This window comes from Sphingomonas sp. (genome assembly GCF_019635515.1).
Lineage (GTDB): Bacteria > Pseudomonadota > Alphaproteobacteria > Sphingomonadales > Sphingomonadaceae > Sphingomonas.
Window position 1 is genome coordinate 2,198,662 of sequence record NZ_JAHBZI010000001.1, and the last position, 23,496, is coordinate 2,222,157.

The following is a 23,496-nucleotide window of genomic DNA, read 5'->3' on the forward strand; positions in this document are numbered from 1 at the left end:
CATGTGCGAGCAAGGAGGCGAACGTGGCGGAGAAAAGCGGAGCGGACATCCTGATCGAGGCGTTATGCGACCTCGGTGTGGAGGTCGTGTTCGGCTATCCCGGCGGCGCCGTACTTCCCATCTACGATGCGCTGTTCAAGCAGGACCGCATCAAGCACATCCTCGTCCGACACGAGCAGGCCGCGACCCACGCGGCCGAGGGTTATGCCCGCTCGACCGGCAAACCCGGCGTCGTCCTCGTCACTTCGGGGCCCGGCGCGACCAACGCCGTCACCGGGATCACCGACGCGCTGATGGATTCGATTCCGATGGTCGTCATCACCGGCCAGGTCCCCACCGGCCTGATCGGCACCGACGCCTTTCAGGAGGCCGATACCGTCGGCATCACGCGGCACTGCACCAAGCATAATTATCTGGTGAAGGACCCGGCGCGGCTCGGCGCGACGATCCACGAGGCGTTTCACATCGCAACCTCGGGCCGCCCCGGCCCCGTCGTGATCGATATCCCCAAGGACGTTCAGGTCGCCACCGCCGCCTATCAGGCCCCGGCGGGAATCGCTCACAAGACCTATCGCCCCCAGACCGAGCCGGACACGGCGCGGATCGAGCGCGCGGTGGATATGCTCGCCGCCGCCGAGCGCCCGATCTTCTATACCGGCGGCGGCATCATCAATTCCGGCCCCGAAGCATCACGCCTGCTGCGGCAACTGGCCGAGATCACCGGCGCTCCGGTCACCTCGACGCTGATGGGCCTCGGCGCCTTTCCGGCGTCGTCAGATCAGTGGCTTGGCATGCTTGGCATGCACGGCACCTATGAGGCCAATTGGGCGATGAACCAGGCCGATCTCATCGTCTGCCTCGGTGCCCGCTTCGACGACCGCGTCACCGGCCGCCTCGACGCCTTCTCGCCCAACAGCGCCAAGATCCATATCGATATCGATCGGTCGAGCGTGAACAAGAATGTCCGCGTCGATCTCCCGATCATCGCCGATGTCGGCAATGCGCTGGCGGCGATGATCGAAAGCTGGAAGACGCGGAAGCATCCGAAGCCCGATCTCACCGAATGGTTCAGCCGGATCAAGGGCTGGCGCCAGGTCGGCTGCCTCGATTTCGAGGACAAGGCCGATGTTATCATGCCGCAACAGGCGATCCGCTCGCTCTATGAGGCCACAAAGCACCGCGCCCCGATCATCACCACCGAAGTCGGCCAGCACCAGATGTGGGCGGCCCAGCATTTCGGCTTCGAAGCGCCCAACAAGTGGCTGACTTCGGGCGGTCTCGGCACCATGGGCTACGGGTTGCCCGCGGCGATCGGCGCCCAGCTCGGCAACCCCGATGCGCTGGTCATCGACGTCGCCGGCGAAGCCTCGATCCAGATGAACATCCAGGAGCTGGCGACCGCGACGCAATATCGCCTGCCGGTCAAGATCTTCATCCTCAACAATGAATATATGGGGATGGTCCGCCAGTGGCAGGAACTGACCTATCAGTCGCGCTATTCGGAGAGCTACAGCGACGCCCTGCCCGATTTCGTCAAGCTCGCAGAGGCGTATGGCTGGAAGGGCATCCGCATCGAGGCGCGCAGCGAGCTCGATGACGGGATCCAGGCGATGCTCGATCATGAAGGCCCGGTGATCGTCGATTGCCGCGTGGCGAAGCTCGCCAATTGCTTCCCGATGATCCCATCGGGCGCCGCCCACACCGAAATGCTCCTCCAGGCCGCCGAAGTCTCCGGCGAAATGGACGACGAAGCCAAGGCGCTGGTGTGATGGCGCGGGAGAAGCAGCTGCCCTTGGCGTTGGCACAACTGGCCGAGCGCAATACTTGGTTCTCGGGCGCAGACGCCATGCGCATTCTCGATTGGCTCGAAGCCGAAAAGCTTCCGTTGCAAGGCTTTGAGGTCGCTCGCAAACTTTCCGACGGAAACTGGATGCTTCTGCTCGATCCCATGATCGATTTCCCAGACGGTACGCCGGTACCCGAAATCATTGATGCCGGCAGAACCTTTCTGCACGAGTATGCGGCCACCGACCTGATGTTCGAGCCACGTTGGGCGGGATATTAACATGCATATAAAGGAAGAAGCCAAACAGCGGCATACGCTGGCGGTGATCGTCGACAACGAACCGGGCATCCTCGCCCGGATCGCCGGCCTGTTCACCGCGCGCGGCTATAATATCGAGAGCCTGACGGTGAGCGAGATCACCCAGGACAAGACGGTCAGCCGCATCACGATCGTCACCTCCGCGTCCGATCACGTGATGGAGCAGATCCATTCGCAGCTCGAGCGGCTGGTGCCGGTGCACAAGGTCACCGATCTCACCGTGCTCGGCCCGCATGTCGAGCGCGAGCTGGCGCTGGTGAAGGTCGCCGGCACCGGCGATCACCGGATCGAAGCGCTGCGGCTGGCCGAAGTCTACCGCGCCCGCGTGGTCGATGCGACCACCGCCAGCTTCGTGTTCGAAGTGACCGGTGGCTCTGAAAAGATCGACAAGTTCGTCGAGCTGATGCGCGAACTCGGCCTGGTCGAAGTCGCGCGCACCGGCGTGGTCGCGATTTCGCGGGGGGCTGAAGCGGCCTGAGTTTTTATCCGTCACCCCGGCGAACGCCGGGCCCCAGGGTTACGGGCGGCACGCTGCTTGGCTCTGGGTCCCGGCTTTCGCCGGGATGACGAAAAGGAAAAAGGGAAGAGAACTACCATGCGTGTCTATTACGATCGCGACGCCGATCTGAACCTGATCTCGAACAAGAAGATCGCGATTCTCGGCTATGGCTCGCAGGGCCACGCCCATGCCCAGAACCTCCGCGATTCGGGCGTCAAGGAAGTCGCCATCGCGCTACGCGAAGGCTCGGCCACCGCGAAGAAGGCCGAGGGCGCCGGCTTCAAGGTGCTGTCGAACCAGGAAGCGGCCAAATGGGCCGACATCCTGATGATCCTCGCCCCCGACGAGCATCAGGCGGCGATCTATGCCAACGATATCCACGCCAATCTCAAGCCCGGCGCCACCATCGCCTTCGCCCATGGCCTGAACGTCCATTTCGGACTGATTGAGCCACGCGCCGATATCGACGTGATCATGATCGCTCCCAAGGGCCCCGGCCACACCGTGCGCAGCGAATATGTGAAGGGCGGCGGCGTCCCCTGCCTCGTCGCCATCCATCAGGACGTGTCGGGCAACGCTCATGACGTCGCGCTCGCCTACGCATCTGGCGTCGGCGGCGGCCGTTCGGGCATCATCGAGACCAATTTCCGCGAGGAATGCGAGACCGATCTGTTCGGCGAGCAGGCCGTGCTGTGCGGCGGCATCACCCATTTGATCCAGGCCGGGTTCGAGACGCTGGTCGAGGCCGGCTACGCCCCGGAAATGGCCTATTTCGAGTGCCTCCACGAGACCAAGCTGATCGTCGATCTGCTCTACGAGGGCGGCATCGCCAATATGCGCTACTCGATCTCGAACACCGCCGAATATGGTGACATCAAGACCGGCCCGCGCATCATCACCGACGAGACCAAGGCCGAGATGAAGCGCGTCCTCGCCGACATCCAGTCGGGCCGCTTCGTCAAGGATTTCGTCCTCGACAACCGCGCCGGCCAGCCCGAGCTCAAGGCCTCGCGCAAGCAGGCCGCGGCGCATCCGATCGAGCAGGTCGGTACCGAGCTGCGCGCGATGATGCCGTGGATCGGCGCCAACAAGCTGGTCGACAAGGCGAAGAACTAGAACCGCAAAGGTTCGGGAGAGGAGAAGGCCGCGGGCGCGCGCTCGCGGCCTTTTTCGTGTCTTGGCGCCTCAGCGGCACTGATTGGCGAGCTGCGCCACCAGCGGATCATATTCGAGCTCGGGCGAGGCCTGCGACAGTGCATACAGCGTCGAAACGCGCGAGCGGCGGGTGTGGGCAAGCAAGTGACGAAGCAATCGCATGGGGAACCCTCCCTAATGATGCCGTCACCATAATCACCGCGTATTTACGGGAGATTACACTCGGCGATTTTTTTCGCCGCATCTGGCGCTTGCCCTAAAGCCCGCTCGACCGGCGGTTCGTGCTCTGAAACAAAAAGGGCGCCCCCTAAGGGACGCCCCGATTGCTCGCTGCCCGTCGCCGGGCGGCGGATCAGAAGTTGAAGCGGCCGGTCACGCCATAAGTGCGCGGCATGCTCGGATAGCCCGAGATGCTCCCCGCCTGTGCCACCGACGAGAAGATCGTCGAGAGGTAGCGGTCGTTGGTCACGTTGCGGCCCCAGACCGAAAGCTCGAGGCCGTTGGTCATGCGGATGCCCGCCGACAAATTGACCAGGTTGATCTCGCGCTCCAGCCCGACCGCGCCCTCTGCGATCCGCACCGAGCTGCTGTGGTCGTAGTCGGCGTGCATCAGCAGCGTGATGTCGTCGCTGAGCGGCTGGGTGAAGTTCACGCCCGCCGAGATCGCGAATTCCGGGATGCCCGCTGGGCGCGTGCCGGTCAGGTTGGTCGGGATCACAGTCAGACCGCCGCCTGCCGTTGCCGGGCCGATCGCACCGCCATTGGCGAACGAGTCATACTTCGGATCAAGGTACGTGAGAGCGAAGGTGAAGTTCAGTGCTTTCACCGGCGTGATGCTGGTGTCGAACTCGATACCGGTCACCGATTCCTTCGGAGCGTTGAGGAGCGAGAATCCGGTGCCGGTGAAAACGTTGCTCTGGAAGCCGAGGATGTACTGCTTGAACCCGGCGATGTTGAACGCGAAGCTATCGAACGAGCCCTTGACGCCGACTTCATAGACGCTGGCCTTTTCCGGGCCCGCGAAACGCGAGCCCGAACCGAGGTTGACGACTGCCAGGCCTGCAGTGCGAAGACGGGCGAGGTCCGCAGCGCTAGGGCGGCTATCGCGTGAAAGGTTGACCGAGCTTGCCTTGAAACCCGTCGCGTAGGTCACGTAGGCGTTCAGGTTCCTGTTGAACTTGTACGCAGCGCGCAGCGTGTACGACAGATTGTCGTCTTGCGTACGGCCGGGTTCGACGGAATTGGGCAGGTTCATGAAGGGCGGCAGGAACTGCAGCGCGCGCAGACCGGCGAGCGGATTGGCGGCCGGATTGTTCTGATTTGCCGTCGCGAATGCCTGCACGCCCGCTGCAACCGCGGCGTAGCCCGCAGGGTTGGCGCCGGCGAACGCACCGATCTCGGCAGCGGTGGCCGAGCGGCCGAGGCCGAGCAGCGTACCGACCTGCTGGGCGAGACCGCCCTGAAACAGCAGCGTGTTACGGAACGGCGCGTATTGCGGCGCATCGAGATTGATGCCCGAAAACACGTCGGTGCTGATCACGTTGGTGGAGAAGTTCTTGCGGTCGTCGGTGTAGTTGAGGCCGCCGGTTAACGTGAACTTGTCGGTGACTTCAAAGTCGATGGTGCCGAACAGCGAGAACGAGCGATCGTGCAGACGATAATTCTCGTTGAGCCCCTGGCCCCGGCCGAAGAACGTGTTCTGGTAGCGGGTCGGAGCACCTTCGAGCGCGCCGAAGGTGTTCTCAAGCGTCACGGCGTTGAGCGCGCCGCCGCTTGCAGCGCGGATCAGCTGGTCGGCATAAGGGCGGCCGGCCGTGCCATATTGGATGGCATTCGCCTGGCGGATGCGCTCGTCGAAGAAGAAGCCGCCGGCCAGGAAGTTGATCGGGCCGTCGAAATCGGACGCGACACGGAATTCCTGCGTGAACGTGCCGATGTTGAGGTTCTGCGAATTCCGCTGAAGGATATCGAGGCTGGTGAAGTCCGAGTCCTGATCGGTCAGCGCCTTCACCTTGCGGTAGGACGTGATCGAGGTGAGGCTCAGCCCGTCGCTGAGGTTGTAGTTGATCTCGCCCGACCCGCCGTAATTGTCGATCTTGTTGCTCGACAGCACGTTATTGTAAACGCGGTAAGAGAACGGATTGGCGCGATCGAGATTGCCGCCCAGCGCACCGATGATGGCGCCGGTCGGTCCGTTGATCACGTTGACCACGGCGCAGCAATTCTCGTCGATCCGGTCATAATCGCCGATCAGGCGGATGCTGAAGTCCGAGCTCGGTTCGAACAGCAATTGGCCGCGAACGCCGTAGCGGTTGCGGTTGTTGACGTCCTTGTTGAGCGCCACGTCGCGAACATAGCCGTCGCGGGTGTTGTAGTTGCCGCCGAGGCTGAAAGCGACCGTGTCGCTGAGCGGGCCGGTGACGTTACCCTTGACGACGATGGCGTTGTAATTGCCGTACGAGGCTTCGATGTTGCCGCCGAACTCGAACTTGGGACGGGCGGTGACGATGCTGATGATACCGGCCGACGCGTTCTTGCCGAACAGGGTCGATTGCGGGCCGCGCAGCACTTCGACGCGCTCCAGATTGGGAAGATCGGCGATCTGGGCCGCCGAGCGCGAGCGGTAGACGCCGTCGATGAACACGCCGACCGAAGGCTCGATACCGGCGTTGTTGGCGCCGTTGCCGAAGCCGCGGATGATGAAGTTGGTGTTGGCCGAAGACTGGAGCTGCGACACGCGGAGCGAAGGCACCACCGTCTGCAGGTCGATCAGGTCGCGGATCTGCGCGCGCTGAATCGTCTCGCTGTTGGTCACGCTCACCGCGATCGGCGTATCGAGCAGCGTCGTCTCGCGCTTGGTGGCGGTGACGACGATTTCGTCGCTGTCCTGCGCGATCTGGGTATCCTGAGCCGCCGGCGCGTCCTGCGCCATCACTGGCGTCGCCAGGAGCAATGTGAACGCGCTGGCCGCGAGCAATTCGAACTTCTTCATGGGATGAGTCCCCCTCCTCCGGTCCGTCCCCATCTATATCAGGGACGGAGTTGCTTTTGTTACCGGCGCAACTAACGCTGCATTTTTATACCCGTCAACGGGAATGAATGGCGGAACTCCGTGGTTTTCCGCCGTTTTTCCCGGGGCGGTACAGATTGGCAACACCTCGAAAATCGGAAAATCGCAGTTGCCGTAGCGTAAACCTGGATCAAGGCGGGAAGGACGGAAAGGAATGACGGAAATGCATGCGGAGCCCGAAGATGGCGATCTGGTTGCTCCCGCGGGCAAGATTCCGGTGCCGCCGCACGTATCGGCCGCCATCCGCACGCTGATCGAATGGACCGGCGACGATCCCACCCGCGAGGGTCTGCTTGACACGCCCGAGCGCGTCGCCCGTGCCTGGAAGGAATATTGTGCGGGCTATGGCGAGGATCCGGCCCATCACCTCAGCCGCGTGTTCGAAGAAGTCGGCGGCTATGACGAGATCGTCATGCTCAAGGAAATCCCCTTCCAGTCGCATTGCGAGCATCACATGGCGCCGATCATCGGCACCGCCTGCATCGCCTATCTGCCGCGCGACCATGTCGTCGGCATCTCGAAGCTGGCGCGCGTGCTCCACGCCTTTGCCCGCCGCCTTCAGGTACAGGAACGGCTGACCGCCGAGGTCGCCGATTGCATCTGGCAGAATTTGCGGCCGCTGGGTGTCGCGGTCGTGATCCGCGCGACCCATGCCTGCATGACCGCACGCGGCGTGCGCACCCCCGGCGTGACGATGGCCACAAGCCGGATGATGGGCGTATTCCGCGACGATGAGCGCAGCCGCAAGGAAGTGCTCGCGCTGATGGGCTTCTGATGCGGATATTGGTCACCGGCGGCGCGCGGCGGATCGGCGCGGGCATCTCCCGTCGCCTCGCGCTGCGCGGGCATAGGATCGCGATCCACCATCACCATTCGCCCGAGGATGCCGAAGCGCTGCGGGGCCAGATCATAGCGGCCGGTGGAACCGCCTGCATCGTGTCCGGTGAACTCGAAGAAGCCGCGACCGCCATCGCGCTGATCGACGCGGCGCGGACGGGACTTGACGGTCCGATCGACGGACTGGTCAACAACGCCTCGCTGTTCGCCTTTGACGCGCTTCCGCTCACCGATTTCGCGCTGCTCGACAAGCATATGCGGATCAATCTCGGCGCGCCGGTCGCCCTCGCCTCGGCGCTGGCCGCGCAGGACGACCTCGGCCATGGCGCGGTGGTCAATCTGCTTGATCAGAAGCTCGCCAATCTCAATCCCGATTTCCTCACCTACACCTGCAGCAAGGCCGCGCTGGCCGCCGCGACCGAGATGATGGCGCAGGCGCTCAGCCCCCGCATCCGCGTCAACGCGGTATCGCCCGGCCTGACGCTACCGAGCCTGGACCAGTCGCCCGAGGAGTTCGCCGAACACTCGCGCGAGAACCTCCTTCAGCAACCGGTCGCGCTCGACGACATTGCCGCGACGGTCGAGCATCTGCTCACCTGCCCGAGCATCACCGGGCAGAATATATTCATCGATTGCGGCCAGCGCTTCCTCAAGCGTGACGGCGATGTGATGTTCTCAGGCCGCGAGCGCCCGCATGGCTGAGTACAACATCCTGCTCGAAGACCTGACCGTCACCATGGGCCTCGGTATCCACGCCGCCGAGCGCGCCGCGCCGCAGCGGGTGGTGCTGAGCGTCGCGATGACCTGCCGCTACGATGCGGCACCGGAAGACCGCATCGACGCGGTGGTCGATTATGATTTCCTCCGCGAACAGATCCGCGGCCTCGCCGCCTCGCGCCATTTCGAGCTTCAGGAAGTGTTCTGCGATCAGGTCGCGGCGCTCGCGCTCGCCGACCGCCGTGTCGTCCGCGTCCGCGTCCGGTCGATGAAACCCGATATCTATCCCGATGCCCGCATCGGCTGCGAGATCGAACGAACGAGATAATGGAGGGGAATATGGCCGACACACTGACCAGTCTGGAGCTGCGCACGCGCATTTCAGCCGGCGAACTCACGCTGAGCCTCGAGCCGGTCGAGATTTCCCCGCCCGGTCCCGACGAGGTGATCGTCCGCGTCGAGGCCGCGCCGATCAACCCGTCCGATCTCGGCCTGCTGCTCGGCCCCGCCGACATGAGCACGCTCCGCGCCGGCGGCACCGCGGATCGCCCGACCCTTACCGCCAGTATCCCCGAAGCGCGGATGCCCGCGATGCGGCCCCGGCTCGATCAGTCGCTGGCCGTCGGCAATGAAGGCGCGGGCACCGTGATCCAGGCCGGCACGAACGTGCAGCACCTGATCGGCAGGAAGGTCGGAATGATCGGCGGCGCGATGTACGCGCAGTACCGGAAAATCCACGCCCAAAGCTGCATCCCGCTTCCCGAAGGCGCCAGCGCCGCAGATGGCGCCTCGATGTTCGTCAATCCGCTGACCTCGCTGGCGATGGTCGAAACGCTGCGGAGCGAGGGGCACAAGGCGCTGGTCCACACCGCCGCCGCCTCGAACCTCGGCCAGATGCTCAACCGCATCTGTATCGCCGACGGCGTGCCGCTGGTGAACATCGTCCGCAGCGACGCCCAGGCGCAAATCCTCCGCGAGATCGGCGCGAAATACATTATCGACAGCAGCACCCCCGATTTCCGCGAAAAGCTGACCGACGCCATCGCCGAAACCGGCGCCACCCTCGCCTTCGACGCGATCGGCGGCGGCCGGCTGGTCAACACCATCCTCCACGCGATGGAGGCGGCGATCAACCGCACCGCTACCGAATATAGCCGCTACGGCTCGGCGACCTGGAAGCAGGTCTATGTCTACGGCATGCTCGATACCGGCATCATGGAGCTCGATCGCGGCTATGGCCTCGCCTGGGGCGTCAGCGGCTTCCTGCTCACCCCGTTCCTGATGAAGGCCGGCATGGAAACCAACATGCGCCTGCGCGCCCGCGTCGCCGCCGAGCTCAAGACGACCTTCGCCAGCCACTATAGCCGCACGATCAGCCTTGCCGATGTTCTCGATCCAGCGATTGCGGCGGAATATAACAAGAAGGCCACCGGCGAGAAGTTCCTGATCGATCCGACGCTGTAGTGTCATGTATGAGGACAGGGAAAGCTGTTGCGGAGCCTATCTACTTGCGGGAATAAGATCGTCTCCAGGGCAACTCCTGAGGGCAGAATGCGATTCGCGATTGTTATCCTTCACTTGATTGCAACAATTTTGTTCGTGTCACCGGCCCGGGCGGAATGGATACAGGTCAAGACGGACCATTTCATCCTGACCATCAACGACAGCGAAGCATCCGCGCGCGACTTCGCCGTGCGGCTCGAGACGTTCGACTATGCGCTGCGAACGATCTATGGGGTTTCGGATACCGAGGACCGACTGTCACGGCCGATCAAAGTGTTCGCGTTGAACAACCAACTCTTCGCCGAAACCTGCCGCTGCCCCTTCACCTTGGCCTATTACAGTCCGCGCACCCAGGGCTCGTTCATCCTCACCCAGCACCTTCCCAAGACCGATGCCAAAGCCAAGACCGGAGGCTGGAGTTCGCAGACACTGCTGCTCCACGAATATAGCCATCACTTCATGTATTCGAATTTCCCGGTGGCTTATCCCTTCTGGTATTCGGAGGGTTTTGCCGAGTTCAACGCCAATGTCTCTTTCGAGACCGACGGCTCGCTGATTCTCGGCTATCCCGCGAACTACCGGGCCGATGGCATCATCAACGGTGACGTCAGCATCAAGCAGCTGATCGATCCCAACCAGTTTGGCTTCCCGGCCAACATGGATGCACTGTACGGCCGCGGGTGGCTGCTCACCCATTATCTGATGCTCGCGCCACAGCGCAAAGGGCAACTGGCAGCGTATCTTGCCGTCATGAACAAGGGGCTGCGCAGCTATGCCGCCGCGCAACAGACGTTTGGGGATCTTAATGCGCTCAACAACGAGCTGGTCGCCTATCGCCGCGGCAAGCTCGCCGCGCCGCTGCGCATCCCGCCACCGCCCAAGCCGCCTGCCATGATCCTTACCAAGCTGTCTGCCGGCGAAGCCGAAATACTGCCGCTGCACCTGCTGTTCGCCGATGGCATCGACCAGCGCTACCGCCAGGGCCCAGCGATCCGCGCCGCCAGGATCGCCGCCAAATATCCCGGCGATATCACCGTGCAGGAGCAATATGCCGCGATCGAGATTCTTGCCGGCCGGCTCGACAAGGCCGATGCCGCAGCGGATCTGGCGCTGCAGCGAAATCCGGCGTCGGTGGTCGCACTGACGCGCAAGGGACAGGTCGCGATGCAGCGCCTGCGCGACGCCAAGAATGTCGATCCCGCCGCCTGGACCCTGGCCCGTGCCTGGTTTCTCAAGGCAAATAAGGGCGATCCCAATGCGGTGATGCCGCTATATTATTTTTACACCAGCTTCGTCGCGGCCAAGGCCAAGCCGAGCACTGCGGCGATCACCGCGCTGATGCGCGCCGCTGTGCTGGCGCCGGAAAGCAAAGCAGTGCGGCTGGCGTTGGCGCGGCAGATGCTGCTCGACCGCGACGCCGCAACGGCGCGCACGCTGCTCGAGCCAATCGCCTTCGCTCCGCACCGCAGCAAGAACCGCAACATCCCGCGCGAGATCATCGAGGCGATCGACGCAGGCGATGTCGACAAGGCCATCGCCCTCGCCACCGAGAATGACGGCAAGGACGATAAGGACAATTAGCGTTGTATTCCAACTTGGCTGGATCGGCCCGGCATCGGTCCTCACCCATTACGTCGATCGAATCTAGCCCGCCCGGTTCGCCGCGCTGAGCACGGCACGAACGCTTGCCGTCGCGATGTCCGCGTCGATACCCACCCCGAACACCGTCCGCCCATCCCGCGTGCGGCATTCGAGATACGCCGCCGCCTGCGCGTCCGAACCATGGCCGATCGCGTGCTCGTTATAGTCCGCCACGTCGATCTCGATGCCACAGGCTTCGCGGAGTGCATCGATCACGGATGAAATAAGTCCGTTCCCACGGCCACTTACCGATCGCTCCTCGCCATCGATGGCAATAGTGCCGACGAAAGTCCGCGCACCTGCGGCACCGCTCTCGTGGTAATCGACCAGCGTGATTCGGCCATCCGGTTTCGGCAGGTACACCGCTTCGAACAGCCCGCCGATATCCGCCGCGTTGAGCTCGCGGCTGGTCTCGTCGGCGAGGGCCTGGACATGGCGGCTGAAATCCGCCTGCATCCGCTTGGGCAGCTTCAGCCCGCGATCCTGCTCGAGCACCCAGGCGACGCCACCCTTGCCGCTCTGCGAATTGACGCGGATAACCGCCTCGTAATCGCGGCCGAGATCGGCGGGATCGATCGGCAGATAGGGCACGTCCCAGATCTGATCGTTGCGCGCCGCCTGCGCCGCGAAGCCCTTCTTGATCGCATCCTGATGGCTGCCCGAAAAGGCGGTGAACACCAGCTCGCCGGCATAGGGATGGCGTGGGTGGACGGGCAGCTGGTTGCAATATTCAACCGTCTGGATCACCTCATCGATGTTCGAGAAATCCAGCTTCGGATCAACACCTTGGGTATACATGTTGAGCCCGACTGTCACGAGGTCGACGTTGCCGGTCCGCTCGCCATTGCCGAATAGGCAACCCTCGACCCTATCCGCCCCCGCCAGCAGCCCCAATTCCGTCGCCGCCACGCCGGTGCCGCGATCATTATGCGTGTGCAGGCTGATCACGACGCTGTCGCGGTTGCGAATGTTGCGCCCGAACCATTCGATCTGGTCGGCGTAGACATTAGGCGTCGCGCACTCGACCGTCGCCGGCAAGTTGAGGATCAGCGGCCGCTCCGGGGTCGGGCGCAGGATATCCATCACCGCCTCGCAGACCTCGACCGAGAAATCGAGCTCGGCGGTCGAGAAGGTCTCGGGCGAATATTCGAAATGCCATTCGGTATCGGGCTGCTTCGCCGCCTCGTCGCGCAGCACCTTGGCGCCGGCAACCGCGATCGCGCGCACTTCGTCGCGGCTCATCCCGAACACGATCCGCCGCCATGCCGGCGACACCGCGTTGTAGAGATGGACGATCGCCTTCTTCGCACCCTTCAGCGACTGGAAGCTGGTCTCGATCAGATCCTGCCGCGACTGGGTCAGCACCTGGACGGTCACATCGTCCGGTATCTTGCCCTCGCGCACCAGTCCCGAGATGAAGTCGAACTCGGTCGCGCCCGCGCTCGGGAAGCCGACCTCGATCTCCTTGATCCCGACCTTGCACAGCAATTCGAAGAAGCGCGTCTTCTTCTCCCCGTCCATCGGGTCGATCAGCGCCTGATTGCCGTCGCGCATGTCGGTCGAAAGCCAGCGCGGCGCCCGGGTGATGGTGCGGCCCGGCCATTGGCGGTCGGGCAAGTCGATCTGCGGAAACGGTCGGTATTTGACGCTGGGGTCGCGCAACATGGCTGTAAACTCTCGGAAAACGGTAAGGTCGAAAAGGCCCTTAAGAGACGCGCGCGCAGCGACACAGCCCCTTAAGGGCGGATAAGTCGCAGTCCGAGAAGCGCGGCGGCCATCATGATGCGGCCCCTCATGCCGCGCTCCGCGCCGCTTGTCCACAGCGCGCGCGAGCAGGAAATCTTAATATCTGCCCAATAGCGGCTTTAGTCGGGGGAAAGCGCAAGGAATTTGAATATGTTACAGCTGGTATATGTGAGCAGCGCCAATCGCCGCGAAGCCCCTGACCCGGTCCGCATTCTTGCCACGTCCCGGCGGAACAACCATCGCGACAGTATCACCGGCCTGCTCTATTCGGACGGAACGCGCTTTCTCCAGGTGCTCGAAGGTCCCGAAACCAAGGTGGCCGAGGCCTTTGCCCGCATCGAGGCGGACCCGCGTCACCGCGCGCTGGTGGTGCTGTCACGCCGCACGATCGAAGCACGCGAATTCGGCAATTGGGACATGGCGCACCACGCACCCGGCGCCGATGCCGACGCCATTATCGAACGCGTCGCGGCGTTGTCCGCCAATGCGTCCAGCGACGTGCGCGCGACGTTCGACGGGTTCGCGAAGGTCCGCCGCGCCGCCTAGAGCGCGTTTCCGGCGGCGCCGCTTTCCGAGGGGGGCGTATCGCTCTCGGGTGCCGGCGTCTCGCTCGGCCGCGGGCTGGGCGTGGCGACGATCGTCGCGACCGGCGGCGCGTCCGAATAGTTGGTGCCCGTGGTCCCGCCACCGCCGCATGCCGACAGCATCGCCAGTCCGCCCAATCCAGTCATCGTCCGGCCGATCAACGTCCGCATGCCCGCTCTCCCTGTCCGCAAGACCACGATAGCACGCCCCGCGCGCCGGTCCACCCGCGCAACCGCGGCCCTCTCTGGCGCGCTGGGAGGCCAAGGAGACGGACATGGCCAGAATATCGCAAAAAGGCGACGAGGTGCGCTGGAAATCGCATGGAGGCACCGCCCACGGCAAAGTGGTGTCTAGACAGACACGGGATACCAAGATCAAAGGGCATCAGGTGCGTGCATCGGAGCACGAACCGCAGTACATCGTCATGAGCGACAACGGTGGGAAAGCCTCCCACAAGCCGAGCGCTCTGACGAAGGAATAGCCCGGTCACGGGCACGAACAGGAGATGAGAATATGGCCGAGACCAAAGCACGCGGCGGCATTGCCAAGCCCGTCACCCCCTCGCCCGAGCTGGCGAAGATCACCGGTTCGGCAGCGCTCCCGCGCAGCGAAGTGGTGAGCAAAATGTGGGCATACATCAAGAAGAACAACCTCCAAAATCCTGCAAATAAACGGGAAATTATCGCTGACGCTACGCTGAAGCCGATCTTCGGCGTCGACAAGTGCACCATGTTCGAAATGAACAAGCTGCTCTCGAAGCACATGAAGTAAGCCGCTGGGCCGGCATCCGCCGGTCCGCGCTGAATCAGGACGGGGCGGCCCTCCCTGCGAGGGCCGCCCCGTTCTCGTTTGACCAGGGCTGACGCCGTAGCGGCACCCCGAATCAGCGATCGGCAGCGATCTCGATGCGCAGGATTCGTCCGACATGGGCGCGGTCAGCACCCGTCTCCACGAGCGAGAATCGCAAGCCCGAGCCGCTCACGACCGCCCTCGGCACGTCAGCGGGCGGCTTTTCCACAGCAATTTTGCTATCGGGCAGGCATGCGGCGATCCGGCTCGCCATCCCGTCGCGGGTGATTTCGGGCGGCAACATGCTCTGCTGGCAGAAATAGCTGACCCCGCCGGGGAAGCAGCCACGGCCCAGCAGCATCGGCCTGAAATCGGCATCGCGCAGCGTCTGGAACGGAATCGGCTCGCGCCCGCCCTCGACCAGCTTGGCGATATCGTCGCAAAACGGATTGGTGAGCGTGCTGAGCGCGAACAGGGCGGCGGCAAAATGCATATCGGTTCCTTATCTCTATCCAATCCCTAGCGCGGCTGGCATTGCCGGGCACTGAACGGAGACAACGCATGGCCGAGAAATTCGAGCGCCACCGCCAGCCCTGGCGCGCCGACGAGATCCAGAAGCTGCACACCCTCGCTAGGAAGGGCATGGCGCTGAAGGCGATCGCCAAGGCCCTGACCCGCAGCGAGGAATCGGTCAAGGAGCGCGCCAAGCTCGACGGGCTGAGCATCGCGAAATTGCATTGAGCCCAGCCCCGCACGTCTTCTTTGTCACCCCGGACTTGTTCGGTGCTTATCCCTTTGCGCCAAGTATTGGCTGTTCCCCTGCGAAGGCGGGGGTCCAGAGTTACAAGCGATGCCGCTCGGGGCTCTTGGACTCCTGCTTTCGCAGGAGAACGCGTTCACGCGCGCGCCCTCCTTGTCCAAGGGGGATAAGTACCGACTTGTTCCGGGGTCAAACCCTCCGCGCGCTAGGCGCAAGCGGCTCTATCGGCATCGATCGGGGCACGTTGGCCGCCGGATCAAGCCGGTATTTGTCCCTTTGGAGCCTGCATCGTTCTCCTGCGAAAGCAGGAGTCCAGGTGACTGGACGCGGCGCTTATAACCCTGGACCCCCGCCTTCGCAGGAGAACAGCCAAAACCGGACTACAGGTTCGAGCGGGATACGCACCGGACAAATCCGGGGTGACAGATAGAGTTTGATGCCCGCGCCCCAAACCTACGACGCCATCATCCTCGGCGCCGGCGCCGCCGGCCTGATGTGCGCCCTCACCGCCGGCCAGCGCGGCCGCCGCGTGCTGCTCGTCGATCACGCCGATCAGGTCGGCAAGAAGATCCTGATCTCCGGCGGCGGGCGCTGCAATTTCACCAATCTCGGCGTCGCGCCGGATCGCTACCTCTCGCAGAACCCGCATTTCGCCAAGTCCGCGCTGGGCCGCTACACCGCGCAGGATTTCATCGATCTCGTCGAGCGCCATGGCATCGCCTGGCACGAAAAGACGCTCGGCCAGCTGTTCTGCGATGGCTCGGCGCGGCAGATCGTCGACATGCTGCTCGCCGAATGCGCGACCGGCGGGGTCGAAATCTGGCTAGGCCAGCCCGCCGCCGTCGAGCATGGCGATGCCCGCTATCGCATCGCCTGCGGCACCCGCACCGCCGAAGCTCCGGCTTTGGTCATCGCCACCGGCGGGCCTTCCATCCCCAAAATGGGCGCGACCGGCTACGCCTATGATCTCGCCCGAAGGTTCGGTCTGAAAATTGTCGAGCCCCGCCCCGCCCTCGTGCCCTTCACGCTCAGCGGCGAACAAGCGCTGTTCAAGGAGCTATCGGGAGTGTCCGCCAACGTGGTCGCCAGCGCCGGCAAGGCGCGCTTCCGCGAGGCGGCGCTGTTCACCCATCGCGGCCTCTCCGGCCCCGCGATCCTGCAGATCTCCTCCTATTGGCGCCACAGCGAGAGCATCGGGATCGACTTCCTTCCCGACGCGAAACCCGGCTGGCTCGCCGAAGCCAAGCGCGCGCGCCCGCGCACCACGCTGCGCAAGCTTCTCGCCGACCACCTGCCCGATCGCCTCGCCGTGGAACTGGCCGAGCAACTCGCCCTCGCCGGCGAGCTCCAGAACCACAACGATCGCGCCCTCGCCGCCGCCGAACAGCGCCTCGCCGCCTGGCCTTTCACCCCCAACGGTACCGAGGGCTATGCGAAGGCCGAAGTCACCGTCGGCGGCATCTCCACCGCCGAACTCTCCTCGCAAACGATGGAAGCCCGCAAGGTTCCCGGCCTCTACGCGATCGGCGAGTCGGTCGACGTCACCGGCTGGCTGGGCGGCTATAATTTCCAATGGGCCTGGGCCAGCGGCTGGGCGGCGGGCCAGGCGGTTTGAGCCGGCGATCGCGCTAGCGCCCCGTTGCCAGGAGCGACGGATAGCCTTAATTATTCAGTGATCGAAACGAGAGGGGATGCGGAAATGATCGCATTTGCAGTGGCCGCATTGCTGGCGAACGCCGATGCCGGAATTCCATCGGCCTTTACGGGCGTGTTCGGCGTCTCCGCGCTCACATTCGATCACAAATGCCCGTCGGGAAACACGTTGTTCGTCACCCCGGATTCCATTCGCGACGCTCTCGATTCCTACGCGGTAAGGTCCGCCGTCGTGTCGGGGAATATGCTCACCGTCGATGCCGTGAGCGAGGATGAAGAGAATGTGGCGATCACGCTGACCAGGACCGGCGCCGACACCATCGATGTATCGATCAGGATCGAGGGTGAGGCCGCATCTGGATCGACCGCATATCAGGCCTGTACTAACTGAGTCTCGCCTGTATCCGGCAAGTTTCCCTTGCCCTTTGCCCCCCTCGCGCCCATCTGCACGGCTCCATGCCATTTTCGACCCTTCCCCCGCTTCTCGCCGAAGCGCTCGCCGCGCGTGGTTACGCCGCGCCCACGCCCGTCCAGGCGCAAGTCATCGAGCCGCAGGCCCATGGCCGCGATCTGATCGTTTCCGCGCAGACCGGCTCCGGCAAGACCGTCGCCTTCGGCCTCGCCATGGCGGGCGAGATGCTCGGCGAAGACGGCCGCATCCTCCCCAGCCGCGAGCCGCTGGCGCTGATCATCGCCCCCACCCGCGAACTCGCGCTGCAGGTCAGCCGCGAATTGATGTGGCTCTATGGCCAGGCCGGCGCGCGCATCGCCACCTGCGTCGGCGGCATGGATGCTTCCAAGGAGCGACGCCAGCTCAATTACGGCGCGCATATCGTCGTCGGCACCCCCGGGCGTCTCCGCGACCACCTCGAACGTGGCGCGCTCGATCTCTCGGCGCTCCGCGTCGCCGTGCTCGACGAAGCGGATGAGATGCTCGACATGGGCTTTCGCGACGATCTGGAGGCAATCCTCGACGCCGCCCCCGCCGAGCGCCGCACGCTCCTTTTCTCGGCGACGATGCCCAAGCCGATCGTCCAGCTCGCCAAGCGATACCAGCGCGACGCGCTACGCATCTCGACCGTGGGTGAGGATCGTGGCCATGGCGATATCCAGTATCAGTGCGTCACCGTCAGCCCCTCGGAAATCGAGCATGCGGTGATCAACCTGCTGCGCTTCCATGAAGCGGAGACGGCGATCCTGTTCTGCGCCACCCGCGACAATGTCCGCCATTTGCACGCCACCCTCGTCGAGCGCGGCTTCTCCGCCGTGGCGCTGTCGGGCGAGCATAGCCAGAACGAGCGCAACGCCGCGCTCCAGGCGCTGCGCGACCGCCGTGCCCGGGTCTGCGTCGCCACCGATGTCGCCGCGCGCGGCATCGATCTGCCCAGCGTCACCCTCGTCATCCATGTCGAGCTGCCGCGCGACGCCGAGGCGCTTCAGCACCGCTCGGGCCGCACCGGCCGCGCCGGCAAGAAGGGCACCGCCGTGCTCATCGTCCCCTTCCCGCGCCGCCGCCGCGTCGAATCGATGCTGCGCGGCGCCCGCATCAATGCCGAATGGATCGATCCGCCCAGCGCCGAGGCGATCCGCGCCAATGATCGCGAGCGCCTGCTCGCCGCCCTGCTCGAGCCGGTTGAGATCGAGGACGACGACCGCGATATCGCCGCGCGCCTGCTCGCCGAGAAGAGCCCCGAGGATATCGCCGCGCTGCTCGTCCGCGCCCATCGCGCGGCGATGCCGCAGCCCGAGGAACTGATCCAGCAGACGCCCGAGGCGCGCCGTCAGGCCCAGCAGGACAGGCATCGCCCGGGGTTCGAGGACATCGTCTGGTTCCGCATGGATATCGGCCGCCGCCAGAATGCCGATGCCCGCTGGATCCTGCCGCTGATCTGCCGGCGCGGCCATGTCACCAAGAATGAGATTGGCGCGATCCGCATCGGCCAGAGCGAGACCGCGTTCCAGATCCCCCGGGCCATCGCCGCCAAGTTCCAGTCGGCCATCGCCCGCACCGCCGAGGGTGACGACGATGTCCGCATCGAGCCGTCCGACGGCCCGCCCACCGGCGGTCCATCACAGCGCTCCGGCCCCGCCCCGCGTCCGACGCTTCGCGCCGCGCCGTCCGAAGGCGGCTTCAGCGTCGATGGCCCGCGCCCCGTCAAGACCAGGCCGCCGCGCACCGGCAATGCCCGTGGCAATGACGGCCGCCCGGCGCCGCGCCACCACGCCAAGCCCTTTGGCAAGGGTCCGAAAGGTCCGCGCCCCCGTTGAGCCGCCTTCTTCCCTGCTTGCTTGGTGCTCCTGCGAAAGCAGGAGCCCAGGGTGATCAAGGGCAGCGCTTGCGGCTCTGGGCTCCTGCTTTCGCAGGAGCACAAGGTAGCAGCCAATGACACCGCGCATCCTCGTCGATGCCGACGCCTGCCCGGTGAAGGACGAGATTTACAAGGTCGCGTGGCGGCATGAAGTGCCGGTGGTCATCGTCAGCAATTCGTGGCTGCGCGTTCCCCAGCACCCACTGATCACCCGCCAGGTGGTCAGCGACGGCTTCGACGCGGCGGACGACTGGATCGCGGAAGCCGCCGACGCGCGATCGGTGGTGATCACCGCCGATATCCTGCTCGCCGATCGTGCGCTAAAGGCTGGTGCGACGGTGCTGTCCCCCACCGGCAAGCCCTTCACCACCAGCTCGATCGGCGGCGCTATCGCCACCCGCGCGATCATGGCCGATCTGCGCGCCGGCGGTGAGCAGTTGGGCGGCCCCGCCCCCTTCGCCCCCAGCGACCGCTCGCGCTTCCTGCAGGCGCTCGACACCGCTCTCGTCGCACTCCGGAAACGATCCCTTACGCAATCTTAGGATTAACGCGGCACAGTCCTTCCTTCGGGAAGAGGGAAGAGATTGCCGGGGATGCACAACCTGCCGCTGATAGCGACACGGCCGCCGCGCCTGAGCGAGATGGCCGATGCCTTGCGCGCGGTGGAGACCGCGGGCACGTACAGCAATGGCGGGCCGGTCGTTCGCCGATTTGAGGACGATCTCGTCGATCGATGCTTCGGCGGCGAAGGCAAGGCGCTCGCCGTTACCAACGCCACGCTCGGGCTGATGCTCGCCATCCGCCAGGCCCGCACCGGCCGTAGCGGCCCATATGCGCTGATGCCCAGCTTCACTTTCGCCGCCGCCGCCCACGCCGCGATCTGGGCGGGGCTGACGCCGCTGATCTGCGATATCGATCCCGGCGACTGGGCCGCCTGCGCCGCCGCCGAGCAAGCTTTGCTCGAACGCTATGGCGAACAGATCGCGGTGATCGTCCCCTACGACACCTTCAACACCGGTCTGGATCTCGCCCGCTACGAAACTCTTGCCCGCAAATACGGCGCTGGTGTCGTGGTCGACGCCGCCGCCTCGCTCGGCGGGCTCGACGCGCAGGGCCGCGGCTATGGCAGCGGCTCGCCCTTCGCCTGCGTCTATTCGATGCACGCGACCAAGCCCTTCGCCGTCGCCGAGGGCGGCGTGATCTACAGCGCCGACGCGAATTTGATCGACCAGTTCCGCACCATGCACAATTTCGGCTTCGGCGCGCCCCGCGCCGCGACCGAACTGGGCATGAACGCCAAGCTCCCCGAAGTGCTCGGCCTCCTCGCCGAAGCCAAACTCGCCGAGATCGAACAGGTCGCGACACACCGCGCCGCACTCGCCGCCGCCTATCGCGACGAGCTGCCCGAATATACGTTCCAGACCGTCCATGGCACGCGCCAGGTCAGCCAGTTCATGCCGCTGCTGCTTCCCGCCGGTACTGACCGCGAGGCGGTGATCGCCGAGCTCGCCGCGCAAGGCATCGGCTCGGGCAAATATTTCAGCCCGCATCTCGCCCGGCAGCCCTGGTTCCAGCAGAGCTGCGTGATTGAGCCCACCCCCGTCGCCGACCGGGTCGGCGCGCACATCCTGTCGCTGCCGATCACCGATGTCATGACCGCCGCCGATGTCGCGACCATCGCCGGCGCGCTCCAGACCGCGGCGCGCACGCGCATCCACGCGATGCCCGCCGGCCCTGAAACTCACGAGACTTTGCTGGTCGGCGGCGGCCCCGCCGGCACGGCGATGCTGATCGCGGCAAGCAAGCAGAACCGTCTCGCCGAACTCGCCCGCGGGCTCATCATCGTCGAGGGCAGCGCCCGCCTCGGCGGCGGACAGTTGGCCGGCTACGCGATCACGTCGGACAGCACCGCCGAGACTTTCCTCAGCGCCGTGAAGGACAACCCGCACCCGGGCATCGCCGCGCTGATGGCGCATCCGAGCGGCGCCGAGATCGGCAAATATACCGGCGCGCTCGGCGTGCCGCTCGCCCGCACCGGTCCGTTCCTCGACGCGATGGGCGACCGGATCGGCCAGGTCGTCCGCGAGCACGGCGGCACGATCCTCACCAGCCACCGCGTCCTTGAATCGCGCCGCACCGCCTCCGGCCTCTGGCGGTCACGCGTCCGTGACGACATCAACGGCATCGAACGCGATATCCTCTCGCGCAACATCGTCCTCGCCACCGGCGGCTATCAATCGGCCAGCGAAGTCGCCGCCGCCGAAGTGGCCGGCATGGCGCTGGGCGAGCGCGTCGGTGATCGCCTTGTCCTCTCCGACGACGCACTCCGCCTCGGCGGCATCGATCAGCTTCGCGAGCGCTTGTCCGGCGTCCGCGCCCCGCGCATCGCCATCGTCGGCGCATCGACCAGTGCGCTGGCCACCGCGGCTTTGCTGCTCAAATCCGCCATCCCCTTCGGCGCCGGCGCGGTAACGTTGCTGCACCGCGAGGCGCTTCGTCCCTTCTATCACTCCGCCGAAGCCGCCCACGCCGATGGCTTCACCGATTTCGGCCCGGACGATATCTGTCCGGTCTCGGGCTTCGTCTATCGCCTTGCCGGCTTCCGGCTCGAGGCCCGCGAGCTGATCCTGCGCATCCTCGGCGTCGGCGGCCGTGTCCCGGATCCGCGCCTGCACACCCACCGCATTATCGGCGACGATCACGCCCGCGCCGCAGCGGCGCTCGACAATGCCGATCTCGTCATCGGCGCGCTCGGCTACCGCCCGCATGCCTTGCCCCTGCTCGACGCCGATGGCCGCCGCATCGCGCTTGCCGCGCATGCGCCCGGCCGGCCGCGCCTCGTCGATCAGCAATGCCGCGTCATCGATGCCGAGGGTCAGCCGATCGCCAACGCTTTCGGGATCGGGCTCGCCGCCGGCTTCGTGCCGATGGGCGCGCTCGGCGGCGAGAAGAGTTTCAGGGGCAAGGCCAATGGTCTTTGGCTCTGGCAGAATGATGTCGGCCAGCTGATCGTCGGCCAGTTGCTCGATTCCGCGACGAGGGCCGCGGCGTGACCCCGGCGATCTCGGTGATCATGGCCGCCTATAATGGCGCGGCGCTGATCGGCGAGACTATCGCCACGCTGCGCGAGCAGACCCGCGGCGATTGGGAACTGATCGTCGTCGATGACAAATCGACCGACGACACGCTCGAAGTTCTGGCCCGCATCCGCGATCCACGCATCCGCGTTATCGCCTCGGAGGTTAATGAAGGCCCGGTCTGCGCCCGCAACCGCGCCTTTGCCGAAGCGCGCGGCCGCTACATCGCCGCGCTCGATCAGGACGATCTGTGCATGCCGGATCGCTTCGCGCGCCAGGCCGCCTATCTCGACGCACATCCCGAAGCCGTCCTCGTCGCCTCCGCGGCATTGCTGATGGAAGACGGCGTCCCCGCACGCTGGCCCAATGAGCGTCACCTGAGCCCGGCAATGATCGACTGGTTGCTCCTGACGCAAAACCCGCTGGTCTGGTCCACTTCGATGTTCCGCGCCGATGCCGCGCGGGCGCTCACCCCATTCACCCGGCCCGAGCTGCGCTACGCCGAGGATTTCGATCTCTATCACCGCATCCGCCGCTTCGGCGCACTGGCTCGGATCGACACGCCGCTGCTCGCCTATCGCTGTCACCCCGGCGGCGCGTCGCAAAAATATGGTGCGATGATGCGGGCCAGTGCCGCCGCTGTCCTGACCGGGCGCTACGAGGCCGTTTTCGGTAGCGATGCCCACGCCAATGCCGCTCTCGTTGCCGAATATCTGATGGCGCGCGAGCCGGTGCCCGACCTCGAGACGCTTGGCCGCCTCTCGCGCATCCTCAGCCAGCTCCACACCTGGTTCGTCTCGCAGACCGCGCTCACACCGCAGCAGCGCATCGAGGTCGATGGTGAATATGCGCGGCTATGGTGGTTGCTCGCGCGCCCCGCGCTGCGCCAGGGCCATGTCGGGCTGATCGGTGCGCTGGCCACCCGCCCCGATGTCGTCCGCATCGATCCGATCGATCCCGATCTGATCGTCTCGCCGCTGATCGGCGGCGCCCGCGCCCTCGCCCGCAGCCTCGCCGGCCGCCGCTAACGCCAATCGCATAAGGAAAGGCC

24 protein-coding genes are annotated in these 23,496 nt (G+C 65.0%); 19 read left to right on the top strand and 5 right to left on the bottom strand.

What is annotated here, in order from left to right; translation table 11 throughout:
* Positions 1 to 23: 23 nt before the first annotated feature.
* The 4 genes from KF730_RS11150 (at position 24) to ilvC (ending at position 3,719) form a co-directional block, all read left to right on the top strand.
* Positions 24 to 1,769 (top strand): acetolactate synthase 3 large subunit, encoded by a 1,746-nt coding sequence (locus KF730_RS11150; RefSeq protein ID WP_294095043.1) that lies wholly within the window; start codon positions 24 to 26, stop codon positions 1,767 to 1,769.
* Entirely contained in the window at positions 1,769 to 2,065 is a 297-nt protein-coding gene (locus KF730_RS11155) for a hypothetical protein (protein WP_294095046.1), read from the top strand. The genes KF730_RS11150 and KF730_RS11155 overlap by 1 nt, the downstream gene beginning before the upstream one ends.
* 1 nt (position 2,066) lies before the next feature.
* Entirely contained in the window at positions 2,067 to 2,582 is a 516-nt protein-coding gene (ilvN, locus tag KF730_RS11160) for an acetolactate synthase small subunit (RefSeq protein WP_294095049.1), read from the top strand.
* Between the two features lie 117 nt (positions 2,583 to 2,699).
* Entirely contained in the window at positions 2,700 to 3,719 is a 1,020-nt protein-coding gene (gene ilvC, locus KF730_RS11165) for a ketol-acid reductoisomerase (RefSeq protein ID WP_294095052.1), read from the top strand.
* Between the two features lie 69 nt (positions 3,720 to 3,788).
* On the opposite strand, the gene KF730_RS11170 is transcribed toward ilvC, so the two are convergent.
* Both KF730_RS11170 and KF730_RS11175 read right to left on the bottom strand, forming a co-directional pair.
* Complete coding sequence (locus KF730_RS11170; protein WP_294095054.1) at positions 3,789 to 3,920, bottom strand: hypothetical protein; 132 nt, start codon at positions 3,918 to 3,920, stop codon at positions 3,789 to 3,791.
* 190 nt (positions 3,921 to 4,110) lie between these two features.
* A complete protein-coding gene (locus tag KF730_RS11175; protein ID WP_294095056.1) occupies positions 4,111 to 6,750 on the bottom strand; it encodes a TonB-dependent receptor in 2,640 nt (879 codons plus the stop codon).
* A gap of 232 nt (positions 6,751 to 6,982) precedes the next feature.
* On the opposite strand from KF730_RS11175, the gene folE reads away from it, so the two are divergent.
* The 5 genes from folE (at position 6,983) to KF730_RS11200 (ending at position 11,466) form a co-directional block, all read left to right on the top strand.
* Positions 6,983 to 7,603 (top strand): GTP cyclohydrolase I FolE, encoded by a 621-nt coding sequence (gene folE / locus KF730_RS11180; RefSeq protein WP_294095059.1) that lies wholly within the window; start codon positions 6,983 to 6,985, stop codon positions 7,601 to 7,603.
* Positions 7,603 to 8,367, top strand: a complete 765-nt coding sequence (locus KF730_RS11185; RefSeq protein ID WP_294095062.1) for an SDR family NAD(P)-dependent oxidoreductase — start codon at positions 7,603 to 7,605, stop codon at positions 8,365 to 8,367. The genes folE and KF730_RS11185 overlap by 1 nt, the downstream gene beginning before the upstream one ends.
* Positions 8,360 to 8,710, top strand: a complete 351-nt coding sequence (locus tag KF730_RS11190; protein ID WP_294095065.1) for a dihydroneopterin aldolase — start codon at positions 8,360 to 8,362, stop codon at positions 8,708 to 8,710. The genes KF730_RS11185 and KF730_RS11190 overlap by 8 nt, the downstream gene beginning before the upstream one ends.
* A gap of 11 nt (positions 8,711 to 8,721) precedes the next feature.
* Positions 8,722 to 9,846, top strand: a complete 1,125-nt coding sequence (locus KF730_RS11195) for a zinc-binding dehydrogenase (protein WP_294095070.1) — start codon at positions 8,722 to 8,724, stop codon at positions 9,844 to 9,846.
* A 135-nt stretch (positions 9,847 to 9,981) separates the two neighbouring features.
* Positions 9,982 to 11,466, top strand: a complete 1,485-nt coding sequence (locus KF730_RS11200; protein WP_294095073.1) for a hypothetical protein — start codon at positions 9,982 to 9,984, stop codon at positions 11,464 to 11,466.
* 63 nt (positions 11,467 to 11,529) lie between these two features.
* Here KF730_RS11200 and leuA read toward each other — a convergent pair whose 3' ends face one another.
* Complete coding sequence (gene leuA, locus KF730_RS11205; RefSeq protein ID WP_294095076.1) at positions 11,530 to 13,191, bottom strand: 2-isopropylmalate synthase; 1,662 nt, start codon at positions 13,189 to 13,191, stop codon at positions 11,530 to 11,532.
* Between the two features lie 231 nt (positions 13,192 to 13,422).
* Between leuA and KF730_RS11210 the strand changes: the two genes are divergently transcribed.
* Positions 13,423 to 13,818, top strand: a complete 396-nt coding sequence (locus KF730_RS11210) for a BLUF domain-containing protein (protein ID WP_294095079.1) — start codon at positions 13,423 to 13,425, stop codon at positions 13,816 to 13,818.
* On the opposite strand, the gene KF730_RS11215 is transcribed toward KF730_RS11210, so the two are convergent.
* The gene (locus tag KF730_RS11215) at positions 13,815 to 14,027 is read right to left on the bottom strand and encodes a hypothetical protein (protein WP_294095081.1); all 213 of its coding nucleotides are present in this window, start codon (positions 14,025 to 14,027) and stop codon (positions 13,815 to 13,817) included. The genes KF730_RS11210 and KF730_RS11215 overlap by 4 nt on opposite strands.
* Positions 14,028 to 14,131: 104 nt before the next feature.
* Here KF730_RS11215 and KF730_RS11220 point away from each other — a divergent pair, with 104 nt between their 5' ends.
* Complete coding sequence (locus tag KF730_RS11220) at positions 14,132 to 14,338, top strand: DUF2945 domain-containing protein (protein ID WP_294095082.1); 207 nt, start codon at positions 14,132 to 14,134, stop codon at positions 14,336 to 14,338.
* A gap of 32 nt (positions 14,339 to 14,370) precedes the next feature.
* Complete coding sequence (locus tag KF730_RS11225; RefSeq protein WP_294095084.1) at positions 14,371 to 14,628, top strand: SWIB/MDM2 domain-containing protein; 258 nt, start codon at positions 14,371 to 14,373, stop codon at positions 14,626 to 14,628.
* A gap of 112 nt (positions 14,629 to 14,740) precedes the next feature.
* On the opposite strand, the gene KF730_RS11230 is transcribed toward KF730_RS11225, so the two are convergent.
* Positions 14,741 to 15,139, bottom strand: coding sequence for a hypothetical protein (locus tag KF730_RS11230; RefSeq protein ID WP_294095086.1), 399 nt, complete (start codon positions 15,137 to 15,139; stop codon positions 14,741 to 14,743).
* Positions 15,140 to 15,207: 68 nt separating this feature from the next.
* Between KF730_RS11230 and KF730_RS11235 the strand changes: the two genes are divergently transcribed.
* The 7 genes from KF730_RS11235 (at position 15,208) to KF730_RS11265 (ending at position 23,473) form a co-directional block, all read left to right on the top strand.
* A complete protein-coding gene (locus tag KF730_RS11235) occupies positions 15,208 to 15,387 on the top strand; it encodes a hypothetical protein (protein WP_294095089.1) in 180 nt (59 codons plus the stop codon).
* A 455-nt stretch (positions 15,388 to 15,842) separates the two neighbouring features.
* Positions 15,843 to 17,021 carry an NAD(P)/FAD-dependent oxidoreductase gene (locus KF730_RS11240; RefSeq protein WP_294095092.1) on the top strand — a complete coding sequence of 393 codons (1,179 nt, stop codon included), beginning with the start codon at positions 15,843 to 15,845 and terminating at the stop codon, positions 17,019 to 17,021.
* An 84-nt stretch (positions 17,022 to 17,105) separates the two neighbouring features.
* A complete protein-coding gene (locus KF730_RS11245) occupies positions 17,106 to 17,450 on the top strand; it encodes a hypothetical protein (protein WP_294095096.1) in 345 nt (114 codons plus the stop codon).
* Positions 17,451 to 17,515: 65 nt separating this feature from the next.
* Complete coding sequence (locus KF730_RS11250) at positions 17,516 to 19,327, top strand: DEAD/DEAH box helicase (RefSeq protein ID WP_294095098.1); 1,812 nt, start codon at positions 17,516 to 17,518, stop codon at positions 19,325 to 19,327.
* A gap of 115 nt (positions 19,328 to 19,442) precedes the next feature.
* On the top strand, positions 19,443 to 19,910 hold the full coding sequence (locus KF730_RS11255) for a YaiI/YqxD family protein (protein ID WP_294095100.1): 468 nt from the start codon (positions 19,443 to 19,445) through the stop codon (positions 19,908 to 19,910).
* Positions 19,911 to 19,961: 51 nt separating this feature from the next.
* On the top strand, positions 19,962 to 22,421 hold the full coding sequence (locus tag KF730_RS11260) for a DegT/DnrJ/EryC1/StrS family aminotransferase (RefSeq protein WP_294095103.1): 2,460 nt from the start codon (positions 19,962 to 19,964) through the stop codon (positions 22,419 to 22,421).
* Positions 22,418 to 23,473: a glycosyltransferase gene (locus KF730_RS11265; RefSeq protein ID WP_294095105.1), complete on the top strand. Its 1,056-nt coding sequence runs from the start codon at positions 22,418 to 22,420 to the stop codon at positions 23,471 to 23,473. Before KF730_RS11260 ends, KF730_RS11265 begins: the two co-directional genes overlap by 4 nt.
* Positions 23,474 to 23,496: the final 23 nt, after the last annotated feature.